At 50.4% G+C, this 17,876-nt stretch carries 18 protein-coding genes; 8 read left to right on the top strand and 10 right to left on the bottom strand.

What is annotated here, in order from left to right:
- Positions 1-81: 81 nt before the first annotated feature.
- From FM042_RS06870 to FM042_RS06855, 4 genes are all read left to right on the top strand, one after another.
- Positions 82-1,008: an ABC transporter ATP-binding protein gene (locus FM042_RS06870; RefSeq protein ID WP_143235688.1), complete on the top strand. Its 927-nt coding sequence runs from the start codon at positions 82-84 to the stop codon at positions 1,006-1,008.
- Positions 1,005-1,766, top strand: a complete 762-nt coding sequence (locus tag FM042_RS06865) for an ABC transporter permease (RefSeq protein WP_143235687.1) — start codon at positions 1,005-1,007, stop codon at positions 1,764-1,766. Before FM042_RS06870 ends, FM042_RS06865 begins: the two co-directional genes overlap by 4 nt.
- Before the next feature lie 225 nt (positions 1,767-1,991).
- Positions 1,992-2,870 (top strand): hypothetical protein, encoded by an 879-nt coding sequence (locus FM042_RS06860; RefSeq protein WP_143235686.1) that lies wholly within the window; start codon positions 1,992-1,994, stop codon positions 2,868-2,870.
- Positions 2,867-3,922 carry a hypothetical protein gene (locus FM042_RS06855; protein WP_143235685.1) on the top strand — a complete coding sequence of 352 codons (1,056 nt, stop codon included), beginning with the start codon at positions 2,867-2,869 and terminating at the stop codon, positions 3,920-3,922. Before FM042_RS06860 ends, FM042_RS06855 begins: the two co-directional genes overlap by 4 nt.
- Positions 3,923-3,980: 58 nt before the next feature.
- On the opposite strand, the gene FM042_RS06850 is transcribed toward FM042_RS06855, so the two are convergent.
- A complete protein-coding gene (locus tag FM042_RS06850; protein WP_143235684.1) occupies positions 3,981-4,409 on the bottom strand; it encodes a hypothetical protein in 429 nt (142 codons plus the stop codon).
- Positions 4,410-4,767: 358 nt separating this feature from the next.
- Here FM042_RS06850 and FM042_RS06845 point away from each other — a divergent pair, with 358 nt between their 5' ends.
- The 3 genes from FM042_RS06845 to FM042_RS06835 all read left to right on the top strand — a co-directional run bounded on the left by FM042_RS06845 (position 4,768) and on the right by FM042_RS06835 (position 6,319).
- On the top strand, positions 4,768-5,514 hold the full coding sequence (locus FM042_RS06845; protein ID WP_143235683.1) for a hypothetical protein: 747 nt from the start codon (positions 4,768-4,770) through the stop codon (positions 5,512-5,514).
- 88 nt (positions 5,515-5,602) lie between these two features.
- A complete protein-coding gene (locus FM042_RS06840; protein ID WP_143235682.1) occupies positions 5,603-5,944 on the top strand; it encodes a hypothetical protein in 342 nt (113 codons plus the stop codon).
- A gap of 24 nt (positions 5,945-5,968) precedes the next feature.
- Positions 5,969-6,319 carry a DUF2200 domain-containing protein gene (locus FM042_RS06835; RefSeq protein ID WP_143235681.1) on the top strand — a complete coding sequence of 117 codons (351 nt, stop codon included), beginning with the start codon at positions 5,969-5,971 and terminating at the stop codon, positions 6,317-6,319.
- A 4-nt stretch (positions 6,320-6,323) separates the two neighbouring features.
- On the opposite strand, the gene FM042_RS06830 is transcribed toward FM042_RS06835, so the two are convergent.
- From FM042_RS06830 to yghU, 3 genes are read right to left on the bottom strand one after another with little or no spacing between them, the layout of a single operon-like run.
- The gene (locus FM042_RS06830; protein ID WP_143235680.1) at positions 6,324-7,403 is read right to left on the bottom strand and encodes a metal-dependent hydrolase; all 1,080 of its coding nucleotides are present in this window, start codon (positions 7,401-7,403) and stop codon (positions 6,324-6,326) included.
- A gap of 3 nt (positions 7,404-7,406) precedes the next feature.
- Positions 7,407-8,012, bottom strand: coding sequence for a TetR/AcrR family transcriptional regulator (locus FM042_RS06825; RefSeq protein ID WP_143235679.1), 606 nt, complete (start codon positions 8,010-8,012; stop codon positions 7,407-7,409).
- Positions 8,013-8,065: 53 nt separating this feature from the next.
- Positions 8,066-8,929 (bottom strand): glutathione-dependent disulfide-bond oxidoreductase, encoded by an 864-nt coding sequence (gene yghU, locus FM042_RS06820; RefSeq protein ID WP_143235678.1) that lies wholly within the window; start codon positions 8,927-8,929, stop codon positions 8,066-8,068.
- 278 nt (positions 8,930-9,207) lie between these two features.
- On the opposite strand from yghU, the gene FM042_RS06815 reads away from it, so the two are divergent.
- Positions 9,208-10,878: a DUF7379 domain-containing protein gene (locus FM042_RS06815; protein ID WP_143235677.1), complete on the top strand. Its 1,671-nt coding sequence runs from the start codon at positions 9,208-9,210 to the stop codon at positions 10,876-10,878.
- A gap of 29 nt (positions 10,879-10,907) precedes the next feature.
- Here the strand turns inward: FM042_RS06815 and FM042_RS06810 are convergent, their stop codons facing one another.
- From FM042_RS06810 to FM042_RS06785, 6 genes are all read right to left on the bottom strand, one after another.
- On the bottom strand, positions 10,908-11,303 hold the full coding sequence (locus FM042_RS06810) for a hypothetical protein (protein ID WP_143235676.1): 396 nt from the start codon (positions 11,301-11,303) through the stop codon (positions 10,908-10,910).
- A 101-nt stretch (positions 11,304-11,404) separates the two neighbouring features.
- The gene (locus tag FM042_RS06805) at positions 11,405-12,367 is read right to left on the bottom strand and encodes a vWA domain-containing protein (protein ID WP_143235675.1); all 963 of its coding nucleotides are present in this window, start codon (positions 12,365-12,367) and stop codon (positions 11,405-11,407) included.
- Complete coding sequence (locus FM042_RS06800; RefSeq protein ID WP_232366395.1) at positions 12,367-13,389, bottom strand: vWA domain-containing protein; 1,023 nt, start codon at positions 13,387-13,389, stop codon at positions 12,367-12,369. The genes FM042_RS06805 and FM042_RS06800 overlap by 1 nt, the downstream gene beginning before the upstream one ends.
- 42 nt (positions 13,390-13,431) lie before the next feature.
- Complete coding sequence (locus tag FM042_RS06795; protein WP_143235673.1) at positions 13,432-14,205, bottom strand: MotA/TolQ/ExbB proton channel family protein; 774 nt, start codon at positions 14,203-14,205, stop codon at positions 13,432-13,434.
- A 160-nt stretch (positions 14,206-14,365) separates the two neighbouring features.
- The gene (locus FM042_RS06790) at positions 14,366-16,450 is read right to left on the bottom strand and encodes an SUMF1/EgtB/PvdO family nonheme iron enzyme (RefSeq protein WP_143235672.1); all 2,085 of its coding nucleotides are present in this window, start codon (positions 16,448-16,450) and stop codon (positions 14,366-14,368) included.
- The gene (locus FM042_RS06785) at positions 16,437-17,876 is read right to left on the bottom strand and encodes a tetratricopeptide repeat protein (protein ID WP_143235671.1); all 1,440 of its coding nucleotides are present in this window, start codon (positions 17,874-17,876) and stop codon (positions 16,437-16,439) included. The genes FM042_RS06790 and FM042_RS06785 overlap by 14 nt, the downstream gene beginning before the upstream one ends.

Here is a 17,876-nt window from a genome sequence, read left to right as displayed (position 1 = left end):
GACAATCGGAGGTTTTATTGTGATCTCACCGGAGTACAATCACGAAGGCGAAATACAACATGATTCAGAGATCCTGACAGCATGAATTCATACATTCTTGATATTCAAAATTTAAGCAAACAGTACCCGTCGGGGCACAAGGCGCTAAACGATGTAAGCTTGCAAGTCGAACGCGGTAAAATTCTCGCGCTGTTGGGGCCCAATGGCGCGGGTAAAACCACACTAATCAGCATTGTGTGTGGGTTGGTAAAGCCAGGCCCGGGAAGCATCCAAGTGGATGGTTTAGATGTAATTCGTGACTATCGGGAAGTGCGCAAGAAAATCGGCTTGGTGCCTCAGGAACTCTCGGTCAGCATGTTTGAGACGGTGTGGGATACCGTGACTCTGAGTCGGGGAATGTTTGGCAAGCCTGCCGATCCCGTGTATTTGGAAAGCTTACTGCGCGAGTTATCGCTATGGGATAAGCGCAAGAGCAAGATTATGACCTTATCCGGCGGCATGAAACGCCGCGTTCTGATTGCTAAAGCGCTGTCACACCAGCCGGATATTCTGTTTTTGGATGAGCCTACGGCGGGCGTGGATGTGGAGTTGCGGCGCGATATGTGGGGTCTGATTCGCCGTCTTCGCGACAATGGCGTCACCATTATTTTAACGACCCACTACATCGAAGAAGCCGAAGAAATGGCGGACCGTATCGGGGTAATTAATAAAGGTGAGCTGATTCTGGTCGAAGAAAAAAACACCCTAATGACCCGGTTGGGAAGCAAAAACCTGATTTTGGAACTGGCTGAACCGATTCAACAGATACCGGAAGCGCTGGCGCCTTACGGTCTCACACTGAGCAAAGACGGCGCGCAGCTTGTGTACACTTACGATAGCCATGCGGGACATGAAATCAGTGTTCTTCTGAGGGCACTGCAAGAGCAGGGAATCGAATACCGAGACCTGCACACGAGGCAGAGTTCGCTGGAAGATATATTTGTTAATTTAGTGGCGGAGGGCGTATGAATCATCATGCTGTTAAGGCCATTTATCACTTCGAGATGGCACGTACCTTCCGCACATTAATGCAGAGTCTGGCTTCTCCTATCTTGTCCACGTCATTGTATTTCATTGTGTTCGGAGGAGCGATTGGTTCGCGGATGATGGATATCGACGGGGTGAGCTATGCCGCTTACATTGTCCCCGGATTAATTCTGATCACGGTACTGACGGAAAGCACGTCAAATGCCTCGTTGGGTATTTACATGCCGAAGTTCACCGGCACGATTTATGAGGTGTTATCTGCCCCTATTACCCCTTTCGAGATTATATTGGGCTACGTTGGCGCTGCGGCGACGAAATCCGTGTTGTTGGGGCTTCTCATTCTCGTGAGCGCTCGGCTATTCGTGGATTTTTCCGTGCTCTACCCGCTGTGGATGTTGCTCTTCCTCGTGGTTATTTCTGTCACCTTTAGTCTATTTGGGTTTATTCTCGGGCTCTGGGCCGACAGCTTTGAACGTCTTGGGATAATTCCCACCATGGTCATTACACCGCTGGTATTCCTTGGTGGAAGCTTCTACTCCATCAGTATGCTCCCGCCCCTATGGCAAACCATCACCATGTTTAACCCGGTGGTTTACTTAGTCAATGGTTTTCGTTGGAGTTTCTACGGCGTGGCCGATGTGCATGTGGGCTTTAGCTTGGCCATGATCACTTTGTTCCTTGTCACTTGTTTTAGTATTGCCTGGTGGATGTTACGGACGAGTTACAAGATTAAAAATTAGCGTCTGAGAACGTGTTGAATATCAGGCTGAACCTTAGAGTCTCTAATTTTCGGCCTGTTTTTTATCCATTGATCGCAAAGCGACTTGTCGTTTAAATCGAACCCTCGCAAAACCCACGTCAACGTCCCTCATTCTATGACTTTGATTTACTAAATAACTTTGATCCTCCGAAATTGCTACCAGATACTATACTTTTAGTTGAGTTACGCAAATGTGGAGGCCTGTATGAGTAACTTCATTAAATACGGCCTGAGCGTGTTCTCAGTACTTTCGGTGGTTGGGTTACTACTTGTCAGTTGCGGAGGCGGTGGTTCTGGCGGTGGCAGTGATACAGGTGAAGATCCTTATAACGGAGGGGATCCATTACAACCCACCCTAAGCTCTATACAATCTCAGGTATTTACACCTATTTGTTCCGTTTGTCATTCTGGAGCGTCGGCTCCTGAAGGCTTGCGTCTTGAAAGTGGCGTATCTGCTGACATGCTGATTAATGTTCCCAGCGCACAGGTTCCAAGCCTGTACCGAGTAGATCCAGGTAACGCCGACGATAGCTACATCATTCATAAGCTCGAAGGCACGAATGAAGTCGGAGAACGCATGCCAGAAGGGGGTCCCTATTTATCCCAAAATGTTATCAACGTGATACGACAGTGGATCAATAATATGGACTCAAGCACACAACATTTATTTTCTGCCTCAATGGGCGCCCCACAAGTTTCGGCGGGCTGGCCTGTTGAGGGTACGCGACTCACCATGGATAGTGTTCCAAGACAAATGATTATTCGGTTTTCGGAGCCTTTGGAGCCTGCGTTCCTATATCAGCAAAGTATTCGATTGCTCGTGTTGAATCAGCCGGAGCCTGCAACTGGATTGGCAACGGAAATTTATGAGTTAGATTTTCAATTTGATCCCGAATATCCCAACCGAGTGATAGTGAATGTGGCGGAGCACGTTTGGTTGGCAGGGGGTGTCTATGAACTGCATGTTGCAGGAACGGGGCCTTATGCATTAATGGGATACTTCGGTGAACTAGTCGATGGACAAGGCACTGGTCAACCCGGCAGTGATTGGTCAATAGTTTTCAGTGTGGAGCCTGAAAAGTGAAAACATCGCGAGTGACGCTGACATTATTGATCGTGATTAGTCTTGGCATGGGTGTCGCGAAAGCAGAGCCATGGATTGCTGTGAAAACTGGCTACAACTGTAGCATGTGCCATACCAATCCTAATGGCGGTGGGATGCGCACCGAGTTTGGTAATGCTTGGGCTCAAATGAATATGTCGGCACGACCGATATCAGACGATAGCAAGCCTTGGTCTGGGTTACTGGGCCCGGGCTTGCGTATCGGTGGCAATGTGCGTGCTGATACCACCTATCACACTATTGATGGTCAGGAAGATCGGGCTGATATGGCGTTGTCCGAAGGACGCGTATACCTGCAAATTCAGCCATTACCTGACCTTGAAATCTATTTTGATCAACGTATTGCGCCCGGTGGAAGTTTAAACCGTGAAGCCTATGCACGGCATTGGTTTGGTGAACGGCAATGGTATATAGCGGCCGGGCGAATGTATTTACCTTACGGGCTTCGACTAGAAGACGATAGCGCGTTCGTTAAGCAGATATCCGGATTGAATTTCACCACACCAGATACAGCTGTTTTGCTTGGCAGAGAAGCTCGGCAGTGGAATCTTCAACTTGTTGTTAGTGAAGGAGCCCAAAGCTTAAGAGGAAAAGCACTGACGGCTCGAGCTGAATTTGTACATTCAGCGTGGCGAGGTGGAGCGAGTATTCATAGTAATCAAACGGATTTTGGTGAGCGCAATATGCTCAGTGTGTTCGGCGGATTCCGAACGGGCAATATCGGCTGGCTCGCTGAGATCGGACGGGTTGAAGACACGTCCCTCCCGGATCAATCACAGGAGCACGATATTGGTTTGTTGGAAGCCAATTGGTTTTGGCGTGATGGTCACAATTTGAAGTTAACAACGGAGTTGTGGCAGTCTGACATGGGCTCAACGAGCCGCAGGCAAAGTATGGTTTGGGAATATACCCCTTGGCCATTTACTCAAATCAGGGTTGGGGGTCGTGTTCTGAGTGGTCGGGATATACAGGAACATGAACTGTTGTTTCTACAACTGCATGCGTTCTTTTAATGCCCACGGTGTTCGCCAGATTTCTTAACAATCGAAGACCCAGAAGCCCGTCAATGTGTTACTGAAAAAGGAACTCTTTAGGCAATATTTGCTCCGGCTCAGTTTGGAAAAACATAGACGTTGCACCTACTCCTTTAGAACCACTGTAATAATTTGCTACTGCAAACGCGGGTCCATTTTCATATTCCAATATGCCAATGATATAGCATGATTTGGACCCTAGCTGTCTTGTACTCAACACTGACGCCGTTTCGATAGGGCCGAAAAATTGTTCAATTTGCTCAAGAACCTGCGCTTGTTGTAGTGCTTGTGCGTCATTTTCTAAGGGGCCATTCTTTATAACTTCTCTCATAAAAGCAGTCGCGCCGTCCTTCTTGTATGCCGCCACCGCATTTGAAAACTCCTGATTTGCTTTATCGCAAATGCTGCCTGCGAACGTACTGCTGCTCACCAGAGCTAGGGCGATTAAAATGAATAACTTTTTCATGGTTCCTCCTATGGGGGCAATCTTGTTTAAGTGTCTGACTTTATCTGCCTTTTTCGATGGAGGCAATATTTTGCACCGTCCTCGCAGGCCACAGAAAAATAAGGAAATTAAGAATATAACGGTGACGTACAAAAGTGCTTTGAGCCCGAATATTACCTTGCCTAATCCTGCAATCTCTCTTAAGTTTTAAGCGTTTAGGAACGAACAGGTTTCGTGATCGTTAGCCTGGTTGGGTATGATTCACCTAGAAATATCTAAACATTGATTGGTTCAGTTCTCTAGATAGAAAGATTAAACGTTTTTGCAGTTGGTTACCTAATGTGCATAAAAATACAGTCACAAAGGAAATAAAGCACGGATGAAGACACTCCTACTGGTCATTGTCGCCATACTCAGCGGATGCGGGAGTACCGTTAATGCCCCCGATTTTGCGAATGAGCCGTCCTACGCAGGCATCAAGGATGGGCAATTGGTGTATACCGGGTCTCTCTCGGAGGCGTCGAACAAGGCGCTTTTCGAAGCCTATGAACAAGCCTCGAATAAACCGACTCGACTTTTGATTTCAAGTACGGGTGGCGAAATTCGGCTTGGACTTGAGCTGGGGCGTTGGATTGTTCAGCATGAACTCGATGTGGAAGTTCTCGATCTGTGTGCCTCTTCTTGTGCAAATTATGTATTCCCTGCGGGTAAAACCAAATACCTGCGCAAAGATTCGGTGTTGATCTGGCACGGTAGTGCATGGCAAGAAAATTGGAAGGTAGCCGAGGACACGCAGAAAGTTTTTGATCAATGGTTAGATGTTATCCGGGCTTCGGAAACAGAGTTTTTTGCCGAACTCGAAGTCGATAATATGCTCGCGGTCTATGGTCAGCGTAATAGGCCCACATTGTTGCGACTCGTCGTTCACAACCTAAGGCACGGGTCCGGCCCGAAACAAGGTGTCGATTATTCTCTAGCGGATATGAAACGGTTTGGGTTACACAATATTGTTCTCGTTGATGGTGAATGGGATTGGCGAAAGTATCGGCCAGGCGTAAGAGGAGATGTTGTGCGCATTCCTGTAAGTAACGATTATGAGTTTACGCTGCGGCGGTTTGAGATCTAGCGTCACTTTTAAAGGCGCTGCAATTTTCGCGTGGAAGCACGATGTTGAACATACGACGGCCCAAGACGATTCTAGGAATGGCTTAGATATGGATAAAGGCGAATATATAACAACCCTTTCGAAAATACAGGCTGGGCTCTATCCAGTGAGAATTGATTCAGACAAGTTTGTTTCGCGCAGATTCATCGCTGAATTGATCGAAAAAGGGTACGTGAGCGCAAAGATACAAACCCCAAACAACAGCACCTTTGTGAATCTCTCATTAACTGCAGACGGAAGAGTAAAGTTAGCTAAGCTCAAGCGTGAAAATCCGTGGTTAACAAAAATGCTGTTGTTGAAGTCGATTAAGATCAACGGCTTTCATATTTTATTTGGTTTATTGTCGGCGTATTTCATCAATGCTCTGATGAAGTTGTTCTTTGGCCGCTAGCTGAACATTTAAACAGGAGGAACCATGTCGAAACATCCAATTTTTGCGATGGCATTTGCCAAGGTTTATCCCATGTATGTGCAAAAGGTAGAGCGTAAGAACCAAAGCAAAAACGACGTAGATCGGATTATTTGCTGGCTAACGGGCTACGATCAAGCGGGTCTTGAGGCGCAAATCGAAAAGCAGGTCGACTTTGCGACCTTTTTCGGCGAAGCGCCATCGATGCATCCTAATTGCCATCTGATTAAAGGTGTGGTGTGCGGTGTTCGCGTGGAAGAGGTGGAGGATCCACTGATGCAGAAAATTCGCTGGCTCGACAAACTGATCGACGAGCTGGCAAAAGGCAAAAAGATGGAGAAAATATTGCGAGAGTAAATGTTTAACGTGCTATCGAACGACGATTAAACAGATTCACAGAAGGTTTGCGCTCCACCGTGAACCTCCCATCAGGATGCTCGCAAAAGCCGTAAACAAACGGCGGTGTTTGCTCGGGGATGACATAAAGCAAATCGGTAAACCAAACACAGCCGAGGGCGTCCTGTTCCATAAATATCGGATAGGTTTTAAAGTCGCGCACTGGGCTAAACGCAGGATGCTCCCAGGCTCGTTTTGCATCGGCGTTGGGTGCCGTGGGGTAGAATTGCCAGTGCAGATTATGGGGCGGAGTAAAGCCATCGACGGTGTCCTGAATCAGCGGCAATGGCCACTGTAATGGCGCGCGATTGCTGATACGCACATGTGCTTGCCAAAACCCATCGTGGCCTCCTGTCACTAACTTCCAATGAAACACTGAGAATGGTTGCGGCCATGCGGCCAGTTGCTGCGGCAAATTCGGATGTGTTTTATGGGCAATCTGGATCGCTTCTTGTTTCTGCACATAGGCAAAACCGAGCCACGCCATGGCAAAGGTTAAGCTACAGATGAGTATCCAGGGTTTCCACTGTCGGTATACCGCCCACAGGCCAAGCAAGATACTTGCGCTAAAGATCAGATCAACCAGGAAAATAAGACCGAACGACACCCGTTCTTGACTGAGTGGCAGCCAAATACCGACATCCCAAGCGGTAATCAGATCAAGGGCGATGTGGGAAAAAATGCCGGCGAGGCCAATCCAATAGATGATCGAAAATGATGGTCGCGCGCGAGCGGAGCAGAGCCCTCTCTGAATGACTATCAGGAGTAATGCAAATAGCCCTGCCCACAGAGGCGCGAGTAAGAGGGAATGGGTATAGGTACCGTGCCAATAGGCATGGTAATGCAGCGGGCTAATAACGTAGCTGAGAATATCCATATCGGGAAGCAAGCCGGCAAGGGCGCCAATAAAAAGCGCCTGATTTTGGCTTATATCCAGGCGGCCTATCGTTGGATCGTTCGACTCAGGTTGGCGCTGTAATCGCAGTAAGCGCCGTACTGCACTTCCCGCAAGGGCACCGGCCGCAGCATGGGTAATGGGATCCATGGGTTATGTCCACAGACTTATACGATCACCCCGCCGTAACGCTTTTTGCAATTGCGCCCGAGTATTCAATTGATTGGGTGATTTATCGTTTAACCAATACACAAAAATGCCAATAAACAGACTACTTAAGGCAATTTCTTGGCCAATACGTTGGATATGACTGGCTTTCAGCTCGGCGGCTTCCCGAAACCATTGCACGGTGCGACTGATCCGCAACAAGCCTGCCGCCTGTAAATGAAAATGGCCGGGTTCAAGTTTGTATAACAGCATGTCGCCGGTGAGCTTATGATAAGGCGCGAGGGCATCGAGCCAGCTTTGCATGGCCAGTTGCAATCGCTCGGTGGTGGTCAAAGGGCTGTTTGGGCTGTGGTCGTCGCCCACATGGACATCGCTGGAGTGTTTTGGAAACTGCGCGAGCATCTCTTGATCGGCTTGGTCCAGCCACGCATCGACGATATCGTCTTTTTGCGGAAATTCCCGATGAATTTGCGCCAGAGAAATATGTAAATAGCGGGCAATCTGATGCAGTGTGAGCTTTTCCCACCCTAAGTCGCTACCTAGGGTGAGGGCTGCATCAAGAATGTCGTCACGGCTTACCGCTTTTTTCATATCAGCCTCAACATCTAATGGGTGTACCCATGAGTATAGTTAAGGCGCGCCAATCATTCCTTCTTGTCTTCCGTGCGCAGTTCAAAATCACTGGCATCGTGGCGCTCAATCAATTGCTCATGGGGCTCGCCCCACGCGCGGTTTACCATTTGCCCCCGTTTCACGGCCGGACGCTGGGCAATTTTCTCGGCCCACTTCACCACGTGTGTATAGGTATGGGCTTGTAGAAATTCCGCTGCTTCATAAACTTCATTGCGCACCAAGGCGCCATACCAAGGCCAAATCGCGATATCTGCAATGGTGTACTCGTCGCCAGCCACGTAGGGGTGTTTGGCTAACTGTTGGTCGAGCACATCAAGCTGGCGCTTCACTTCCATGGTGTAACGGTCGATAGGATATTGGTATTTCTCAGGGGCGTAAGCATAGAAATGACCAAAGCCGCCGCCAAGAATCGGTGCGCTGCCCATCTGCCAAAATAGCCAGTTCAAACATTCGGTGCGCTTCGCCGGATCTTTGGGTATGAATTCGCCGAACTTATCCGCTAAATAGAGCAAAATCGACCCTGATTCAAACACACGGATCGGCGGTTGTGTGCTGTGATCAACCATCGCGGGGATTTTTGAATTCGGGTTTGCGGCAACAAAACCGCTACCAAATTGGTCGCCCTCCATAATGTTAATCATCCAGGCATCGTATTCAGCGGCGCTAATACCCCGCGCCAGCAGCTCTTCCAGTAACACCGTTACCTTCACGCCATTGGGGGTTGCGAGCGAATACAGTTGCAATGGATGCTTGCCTACAGGCAAATCCCGCTCGACTCGAGCGCCCGCAGTGGGTCGATTAATATTGGCAAATTTACCGCCGTTTCCGGGTTCCCATTTCCATACGTTAGGTGGGGTGTAATCCTGCTCTGCCATGGATACTCCTGCTATAGAAAGTGTGAGGTATGTGCTCAGATACGCGTTTTATAGAGAAATTGTTTCATTCCAGCGTGATCTAAATTTATCACGTAATCAACTTAGTATCGCGGGTTTGCGAACACTTGAGGGAAAACCCTCTGGTAAACGCTCCGTGCTCTTCTAATGTTAACTACGAGTGTCGTTCAAATCGTCAGGGTGCGGCATGGATCTCTCGTTAAGGAAGAACGGTTTTGGGGTGGAAAGCGTGGTTCCTCGCTAAAACCTAGGAGCCTATCATGAAAATTAAACTGAATGCGGGCGGAGCCATGCTCTCGTCGTCCCGCGATGAACAACGGTATATTCCTTTGGGTGTGCGCCGTAACGACCGTGTATCGCGTCGAGATCGGCGTCGATTGAGGGGTGAGGAAGAGGGCGTTCCCGACGGAATTTGGGGTACCTTGGGTGGCTGGGATACGGAAATGCCACCTTTGCGCGGTACCATTATGTGCTCTGATTACGGCAGCGTGCAATCTTCTGCAGAGCTCGCCGGCGAAGCCACGATGGAAGAGATTCGCATGGTACGGATGGGGCGAGCCGAGCACTTTAATCAAGATCCCGAAGCGGCTGTGATCGAGCGCTACATTAGTTTTACCCCCAAACCTCTGCCGGAATTGCGCGATGGGTTTACCCTCGATGAGCTGCCTAAAATGCGTCTTACCCTTTTTGTGAAGCCGGATGAAGGTGCCTTGGTGTTCTATCAACGCACGGCAACAGGTGCGTGGAAAAACAAGATCGACGACCCTTTCGACACAGAAATTGAATACCTACTTCCGGAGCCCACGGCCAATGGTGATTGTGAAAATCGGGATCGACTGAATTACCAAATTCCAGTGTATCCATCGGCAGATTTCGAAGCAGTGGAAACAGACAATGGAATCGTGCTGAAAAGTACGAGCCGCAGTGCCTCGAAGCTGGTGATCAAAGCGCTGGTTTTTAAGCGCCAAAATAGTACGTCTCAGGATGTATTGAAACGGGTGGCGGAGCGCTTGGCCCTAAATAGACATAACTTACAAATTTGGAATACGGCACCGGGCTCTTATTATTTTACCGACGTGACCGCCAACGATATCGACTTTAATAAACGCACCTTGTTGCTGCTTCACGGCACCTTTTCGTCGACCCGTGGTACCTATGGTGGTCTTTTCGAGCGTAAGAAAAATGACGCCAGTACTCAGGCCGTGTTTTTGCAACAACTGATCGATAACGGGCACTTTGAGCAGATTCTTGCTTTCGATCACGATACGGTATTCCTATCACCGGATAAGAACGCCGAGCGTTTGGAAGCCATGCTGGGTGACAATGAATTTGCGCATCCCATTACCGCGATGGGCTTCTCCCGCGGGGCGCTGCTACTCAAATGCTTAGCCTGCCGTGGAAATAAGTTTAAGATTGCCCGAGCCGTTACCGTCGCGGGGGCGAATCATGTGGAATATACGCGTTTACCGGGTCGCCTGTCGGCACTCTGTAACGCCTTAAAACGCATCACCCCGCCCAGTGCTATGCTCACCTTCGTGAATGCCTTAGCGCAGCACTCAGGCCATGTACTGAGCTTTCTTGATGGCATTCGCTCGATGAATAAAGACGACCCGCTTAATCAAGCGATTTTAAATCCTGCGACGCCACCGGATACGGTACTGGTACCCATCGCGGGACGCTTTACGGTAGATACGGTTGAGGGCGGTCGTATTCGGAAAATCGGTGCCGTGGCTCTGCACGGGGTGCTGTCGGTGATTCTGCAAAGCTTACGACATGATTGGGTCGTTACGGAAGAGCGACAAAGCGCGGTAGAGCCCTGCCAAGCGTCGCCAACGATGCGGGTTATTAAAGTGAAGAGCCGGCATACCAGCTTTTTTGGCAATAATTTAGATAATGATGAGCTATTGCGTGCACTCACGGGTGGCCCTTAGGCCACCTTGTTGTGTTTTATCAGCGCTTGTTAGCGCGCCGCGCCACGGCCAACGGTATGGGCCACCAAAATAGCGATGGCGACCACGCCATTAACTACCCAAATCGGATAGGCATTCAGTGGGCCAAGATCCAGAGGGATGCGGTTTAGCCCGTAAATTACGGATACCTGAAAATACGAAGCAACGAGCGTGTGCATAAATGCACTGGTAAAGAAATAACTGCGTTCCCGTAGAGCGCCGATCAATGCCATGATCGGTAAGATGATAAAGAATAACCGTAATAGGCTATCCACCACGGTGAGCCAATCGCTAAAAAAGACAGTGGGATATTTCATGGGAAAGGTATAGATGCCAAACCACGGGATTGCGCTTAGCAACAACACTGCGGCAAAAATCACCATAACGGCCCAATAAATGCGTTTCATCCTTCACTCCTTTACCTGACGTGATCGTCATTTTGTTATCTTTATCCTAGCGGGATTTTTACATCCTGCCATGGATTTACGCATTTTAAACGCAGTTTCATTTAATTTGGCAATGCCACGAATGAGCCGCGATTTCGCTCAGTAACGGCTTTCATAAAGGCAGCGAATTGGGGGGCATCGCCCCAACGTTCCCGATGGAACCCTACTCCATGTATACGCCAACGTGGCTCACCATCAAGACCTTGGTTCAGTCGGGTAATCTCCATCACGACCTCATCCAAGGTGCCTGGGCGGAAGTCGTCTCCAAACACATACATGCTGGTTTTTCCTTGGTGATTTCGATATTGCCGTAATGCTTGCATCATGCCTACTTCAGGGGCACTTCCGCCACCTCGAAAATTCTGCAGACCTTGGATGGCGCGGCGGCGCATGGACGGCGAATCTGTAAGCCAACGCCCTTGCTGGTTGGAGAACATGTATTTTCCGTCGGCATCAATAATTTGAAAGCCCTTGAGTTCAGGATGATTGCGAATAATATCGGTTAGCACGTTCGTGACTTGCTGCCAACCGCCTCCAACCGACATGGATCCTGAGGTATCAATCACGAAAATCACATACTCGGCATCCGTGGGGATGCCGCCTACCATGGAAGACGGCTCTTCCGGCGCACTAGGCACCTGAATACGTGCCTGCTCGCGGCGTATTTGTTCGCGCAGTGACTGAGCTTGCCCTTGCAGACGAGCGATACTTTGTTGTGCCCGTGGCAGCGAGGCTTCGAGCGCGTCTTCCCCTTCAAGAATGCTCGCAGCTTCCGCTTCCGCCATCTGTAAGGCCTCTTCTTCGGCTAACAGCCGTTCTTGTAGCTCATTGACGCGCTGTTTCACCGCCATCAATCGCTCAATGCGCACCATTACATCTTCAGCAGACATCTCCGCGGGCACTTCGTTGTTTTTGGCGAGCAACACTAACAGCACAATGGCGCCAAAGGCACAGGCAATAATATCCAGAAACGAAAGATTAAAAATCTCGATGGGTGGACGCTTGATCCGTGGACGTCTACTCATTATGGCCACTCATCTGCTGGGGCAAGCAGAATGCCTTTGCTTGCGTTGGTCCATTCCCAATACATCGATGCGGCATAGGGATCGCCCTTCAGGGGCAGCAAAATCACGTTCATGCGATAGCGACCGGGCACCCGTCGAATGGTTTGCACGGTAAGTTCACGACGACAATCAGAGCTGATGGAGCGATTGCGGGATATAAAGTTGCGGCAGCGTAAACTGAGCCCTTCGCCGAGAGTGGGTAAACCATCGGTGATCAAATACACATCGGTAATGTTGGGGTTGGCTGCAAGCAAGGTTTGCATGCCTAATAGCAAATTGGTACCGCCATCGGGCACGACCTCTTCAAACGCTTTTGAAATCGCATCTAAGGCATTGCCGTCTCGTGCAGCGTTAATGGTATTGGGGCCAAGTACTTCTGCAGTGTTGGAAAATGATACCACGGTAACATTTGACGACTCTGGAATGCGGGCGAGCAACCACTGACCAACGCGCACGGTGCGTCGCCATTTTGCGGTAAGTTTGCGCTGCTCGGGTGGGTACGCTAACGCCCTTAGTATATCAATGAGGTTGTCGTCCATCATGGATGCGGAGCGATCAAACAAAATGCCAATCTCACGCCCTTCCACGACCATGCCGGTAATGTAGTTTTCCTCACCGGTACCTTCTAACCGCACCGCCGCGTCGGGTGTTTCCACCGCGGCCAGGGCGGCAAGCTCATCTTGTAGCTCAGCGATCACCGCTAATTGCTGCGACACTTGCTGCAATAATGCTTGCTGGCGGGCCCGACTTTCTTGTTGTGCCTGTTCCGATTCTTCCTGCATGGCACGGGCATCCGCGAGAGCAGAAATTACATCATCCACGGCCTCTTCAATCTCAACTTCCGCGGCAGCTAGTTCGGCCAGCTCGGCCTCAAGGCGGTTAATTTCATCGCTCGGGTCAATGCGTGCGGCGTAAAAGTCGATGAGAATAAAAATAAGAATAACAGCGCCAAGGCCACAGGCCATCACGTCGATAAACGACATATTAAATCCATCTGAGGAACGGCGCCGAAATTTCATACGGGCTTACCGGTGCAAGTGCGACAGTAAGCTCTTTTCACAGGAGCTTTGGATATTCAACACCATGGTGTCTTGGCGGCTATTGAGCAGATGCATCAAATACATCAACAGGAGTGAAATCAACAAGGCCACCAGCGTAGAGTTAAACGCCAAACCCAAGGATGCGGTCATCCCCGAGATATCGCCCGCTAGGGCTTCATCTGCTTGGGCAAGCGCCATCCCAATCCCGCGCACCGTACCCACGAATCCAATACTGGGAATCGCCCAAATCATATAGCGAATCATGTTGTTGCCGTTTTCCAGTTGCGAAGCCACGTTATCCACTGACGAGGCAATGGCATCCGCGGCGTGCTGTACATTATTGGTATTTTGAAAACGGCGGATACACATAATCCACGTTGCCAACGCGGGGTTATCACGATATCGCGAGCTTTCTAATTGATCGAGAGCGCGTTTGGTGTCGAGGGGCTGGGCTTTGTCATGATCCGAGAGAAAATCGCGACTATAAATGGCCTCTTCGTCGATTAATCGCCAAATCTTGTAACCCATCAAAAAGATGGCGACCAACATCAAGGAAATACAGATTTGTTGTTCAATGCCATTGAGAATCACCCAAATCGACGATACCGACATGGTGCCTTGAGTGGCGACCGCATATTCTGCGTTGGGTCGAATAATCCCCGCGTATAACAGCTGCACGAGAGTAAATGAAATGGCCACCACGATGAGGCTCACAAGCACTCCCGGGTTCATTGTGCCATCAGTACGATTGGGTTCCATGGGTGTATCCCTCATCCAAACTTAAATGTTAGTTGGAAAATCCTGCGGCGCGTCTAACGACACGAAGTACGCAGCGGCGCTGGCTGCCGCAAGTAACAGAATAATGCCAAGCACGATTAGAAGTCGCTTTTTCATGTCACCACCTCCAAGAAAAACTTAGTTAATCATGATATCGGGCAATGCGAAAGCCAATGTCGCCCTCCGGCTCGGTGCCTTGGTAACGAACGCTCGCGCGCAGCAAGTGCGCTTGTCCGGTTAAATAGGAAGCCCCTTTCACCACGTTGCCGCGGCCACTGTCTGGGCCCAAATAATCAGTTTTAGCGTCCGCCAGCGCCGGTGGCGATGCCGGAATTAATCCATAGCGGTCGTGTACCCATTCCCGGACATTTCCATCGAGATCATAGAATCCATTCCGATCGGCAGCGTAACTGCCTACCGGCGCAAGGTCTTTATGGGAGTCTTTATAGTTGGCGAGCACAAAGGTTTGCTCACCCCGTAAGGCTTCATCAGCAAAGTTTGCGATGCCTTCGCGTAGATTTGATTGATTGCCCCAGACATAGGTGGTGCGCGCCGCGCGCCGATAATGTTTGGCAATAAACTCCCATTCGGCCTCGCTAGGTAACCGATACCCGCGGGATTCTTGGCGCACGCCCACGAGGGCATTGTTCTGAATGATATAAAACGGAATCAAGCCTTCTTGTTCGCTTAACCAATTGGTAAAACGCGCCGCATCGAGCCAGCTCACATTGGTTACCGGCAGTGTGCTTTCGGTGTCGCCTGCATTTCGAAAGCGGGCAAACTGCCCTTCGGTGATGTGCTTCTCGGAAACCCAAAAATTGCGGGTAAAGGAGACAGGTCGCTGAATCTCATTGCGCAGACGCCCGGTTTCCGTCATCGGCGACCCCATGGTGAAGCTGCTCGGCTGCACCGGCAGCAATTGGATACCGATGGTATTGGCGAACAGGGGTTTGTTTTCTGCCCGGCGCGCATCGAACTCTTCCATCAACTCGCCATGCACCGCTCGGGTAGTGGCGGCACTGGGGGTCACCGAAACCCGTTGGCTACGGTAATATTCGCGACGAAACTCAATTTGTTGGGGTAATGCTTGCAAAGTAAGCGTCAGCGGTGTGGTGCCTTGTAGTTGGCCGTTTATCCACACTTGTGCGGGCTTATTGGCAGTGATGCGCACCTGACCCATTTCCGGTTCTAACCGAAATTGCACGGTTTCACGGCTATCTGGCGCCAGCCGCAGTGTCTGCTCTTGGCTTTGATAACCGGCTTTTTCGTAGCGCACGCGCAAGGATTCATTCGCGTTCACTCGCGCAGGATTGCTTACCGGCTGATCATTGACCACAAGCACACCGCCGCTAGGGGTTACATTGGCGACGAGCGTTGCTTTAAGTAGATCAAGTTGGTAATTCCGTTGGTCCACCGGTCGTTGTTGGCGAACGGTGAGGGTATCCACAATGGGCTCGTAACCCTCGGCGCGCACGACGACCTCATATTCACCACCGACGCGATCCAGTTGCAAGGGTGTGACCCCTGCCTCTTCGCCATTAATGGTCACGCGAGCGCCTGCGGGTGACGACGCGATCTCTAGGCGGCCAAGGATCGGCTCTAGGGCAAAGGTATGATTTAACTCCGCCCCTTTGTCTGCCTCAATAATGGTGGACGTGTCATGAAAAAATGGATGGGAGAACGTAAGTTCGTAGGTGCCTTCGGGCAGTTCGAACTCGGCGATTGCTCCGGTAAAACGGTAGGTACCATCAATGCGCCATTCGCCATCAACGAGGGCCGGTTCGGTGGTTGCCGTGAGCTGGGCCGGTAACGGCTCGAGCAAGATATCAATGCGCGGCGGGCTTTGTTGGTTTAGTTGTACGCGCTGACTGTAATACAGAGGGGCCGATGCTTCAATCTCCAGTGAGCCACCTAAGGTATACACGGTGGTGCCTGCAACAAAACCAATACCGGAGACGCGCTCTACTGTGGCATGGGGATGGGCATCCTCGGGGCCGATTACAATGGCATAGCCTTCCAGCAACGTAATCCAGCTCAAATACAGTAACAGCAACACCGCCATGATTGCGGCGCTTAGCACCACAAAGAGACGATGTTTTTTGATACCCGAGTCTATACCGTCGTCGATGGCATGACGTTTTGGCGGCGTCTCGGTTTCGCCCCCACGGTTCTCCGATTGCTCTTGCTCGGGTGCATTTGGGTTTTGCTTATCGTTAGACGCGTTCATCGCACACCAACCTCACTCTTACTGGTGCAGCATCACGTGCTACGGTCACGGTGATGATCTTTGAACGGTAGCCTTCGCGGCGCCCTTCAAATTGGTACACCCCAGGTTTCAAGGAAAAAGTGTATTCATTATGAATTCCCACGTTACCGACACCGAGAACCCGCACGAAAGTGCGGTTATCACTGCTAAGAATGACCTCAATCGGCTGATTGGCTTCTTCGATGAGTTCATGCAAGGTATCAAGCTCAGCGGCCAGACGGGGACTGTCGTTAGCAAAGACTTCGCCCGCTTTTAGAGTTTGCTGGGCATTAGCCAATACGGTGAGATCATTCAAGCGCTCCGGGCGCGCGATGTAATTGCTTACCCGAGAGCGCACCTGCTGAATCTGTTGCGCTTTTTCTAACGCTTGCTGAGATGCCGGGTGTCCTGGGTGGCGTTGTAAGGCGTTATTCGCAACCATGGCCACGGTTGACCATTCATCGGCGGCGGCAAATGCCACTAATTGCTGTTCGATAGTTTGTAATTCTCGGGCATTGATTGCCGTTTGAATTCGGCTGCGCAGGCTTACGGTTTCCGCTCGGTTAGGGATAATTCCATTAGCACGCTGCACAGCGGCTTGGGCTTGTTGCAACTCCCCCGCATCGAGAGCACGAATGGCTTGATTCAGCGCTGACAAATAGGCTTGCTCGGTGAGCTCTTGTTCAACCTCACGTAAGCGGTGTGCGGCATCATCATGGGCGGGATCTAAAAGAGTTATTTCCCGTAAGTAATCACGTTGCCGTTCTAACTGGTTTTCCATTTTGGCGACATGGGCACGTTCGAGTAACGCCTGCACATCCGTGTACACATCAATGCGAGCTTGCAGAGCACGGGCGTCTTCGTGGTCGGGATTCAATAACAAGGCCTCGCGATTGTAGCGATCGGCTTGTTCAATTTGCCCCAATGCAAAGGCCTCTGCGGCATTTATGTAGGCCTGAGTATAACGGCTTTCAAAATCAGCAATTGCTTGGTCGAGTGCGTTATTGATGCGCTCCAACTGATCATTGGCTTGGGCATGGAAACCCAAGGTATAGGTGGCAACGGCTTCGTCGAGATCGCTACGCAAACGGGTCAGAGTCGTCGCTTTTGTTTCGGCAAATTGGAGCTCGCGCTCAGCGCGTTGCAGTCGGCTGCGCGTAGCTGATAAGGCTTCTTGGGCTAAGCGACGTTGTTCAGGGTCGGTATCGTCAGAACCTCGTTCGCGGGGTTCTTCAACGACGGGGACTGGAGTTGGCCCGGGCGTGGGGGCAAAGGCATTCCATAACCCCCAAGCCCCATATCCAAAGGCGAGTACAATGAGTACCACCACACTACCTAATCCAATTTTTCTGAACTGCGCCTGCCGTTCCTGTTTATCCCGTGAGATAGAGTCATCAATGTTCGACAC

Source organism: Aliidiomarina halalkaliphila, from assembly GCF_007096385.1.
Classification (GTDB): Bacteria; Pseudomonadota; Gammaproteobacteria; order Enterobacterales; family Alteromonadaceae; genus Aliidiomarina; species Aliidiomarina halalkaliphila.
The sequence above is the reverse complement of the archived record's forward strand: the minus strand, read 5'-3'. Positions and strand labels throughout refer to the sequence as shown.

Excerpts from the sequence above, each read along its gene's own strand:
- FM042_RS06870 (WP_143235688.1), top strand. The coding sequence starts at position 82 with ATGAATTCATACATTCTTGATATTCAAAATTTAAGCAAACAGTACCCG.
- FM042_RS06850 (WP_143235684.1), bottom strand. The coding sequence starts at position 4,409 with ATGAAAAAGTTATTCATTTTAATCGCCCTAGCTCTGGTGAGCAGCAGT.
- FM042_RS06830 (WP_143235680.1), bottom strand. The coding sequence starts at position 7,403 with ATGGATCCCATTACCCATGCTGCGGCCGGTGCCCTTGCGGGAAGTGCA.
- FM042_RS06865 (WP_143235687.1), top strand. The coding sequence starts at position 1,005 with ATGAATCATCATGCTGTTAAGGCCATTTATCACTTCGAGATGGCACGT.
- FM042_RS06800 (WP_232366395.1), bottom strand. The coding sequence starts at position 13,389 with ATGTCGTTTATCGACGTGATGGCCTGTGGCCTTGGCGCTGTTATTCTT.
- FM042_RS06805 (WP_143235675.1), bottom strand. The coding sequence starts at position 12,367 with ATGAGTAGACGTCCACGGATCAAGCGTCCACCCATCGAGATTTTTAAT.
- FM042_RS06825 (WP_143235679.1), bottom strand. The coding sequence starts at position 8,012 with ATGAAAAAAGCGGTAAGCCGTGACGACATTCTTGATGCAGCCCTCACC.
- yghU (WP_143235678.1), bottom strand. The coding sequence starts at position 8,929 with ATGGCAGAGCAGGATTACACCCCACCTAACGTATGGAAATGGGAACCC.
- FM042_RS06815 (WP_143235677.1), top strand. The coding sequence starts at position 9,208 with ATGAAAATTAAACTGAATGCGGGCGGAGCCATGCTCTCGTCGTCCCGC.
- FM042_RS06840 (WP_143235682.1), top strand. The coding sequence starts at position 5,603 with ATGGATAAAGGCGAATATATAACAACCCTTTCGAAAATACAGGCTGGG.
- FM042_RS06835 (WP_143235681.1), top strand. The coding sequence starts at position 5,969 with ATGTCGAAACATCCAATTTTTGCGATGGCATTTGCCAAGGTTTATCCC.
- FM042_RS06810 (WP_143235676.1), bottom strand. The coding sequence starts at position 11,303 with ATGAAACGCATTTATTGGGCCGTTATGGTGATTTTTGCCGCAGTGTTG.
- FM042_RS06790 (WP_143235672.1), bottom strand. The coding sequence starts at position 16,450 with ATGAACGCGTCTAACGATAAGCAAAACCCAAATGCACCCGAGCAAGAG.
- FM042_RS06845 (WP_143235683.1), top strand. The coding sequence starts at position 4,768 with ATGAAGACACTCCTACTGGTCATTGTCGCCATACTCAGCGGATGCGGG.
- FM042_RS06795 (WP_143235673.1), bottom strand. The coding sequence starts at position 14,205 with ATGGAACCCAATCGTACTGATGGCACAATGAACCCGGGAGTGCTTGTG.
- FM042_RS06860 (WP_143235686.1), top strand. The coding sequence starts at position 1,992 with ATGAGTAACTTCATTAAATACGGCCTGAGCGTGTTCTCAGTACTTTCG.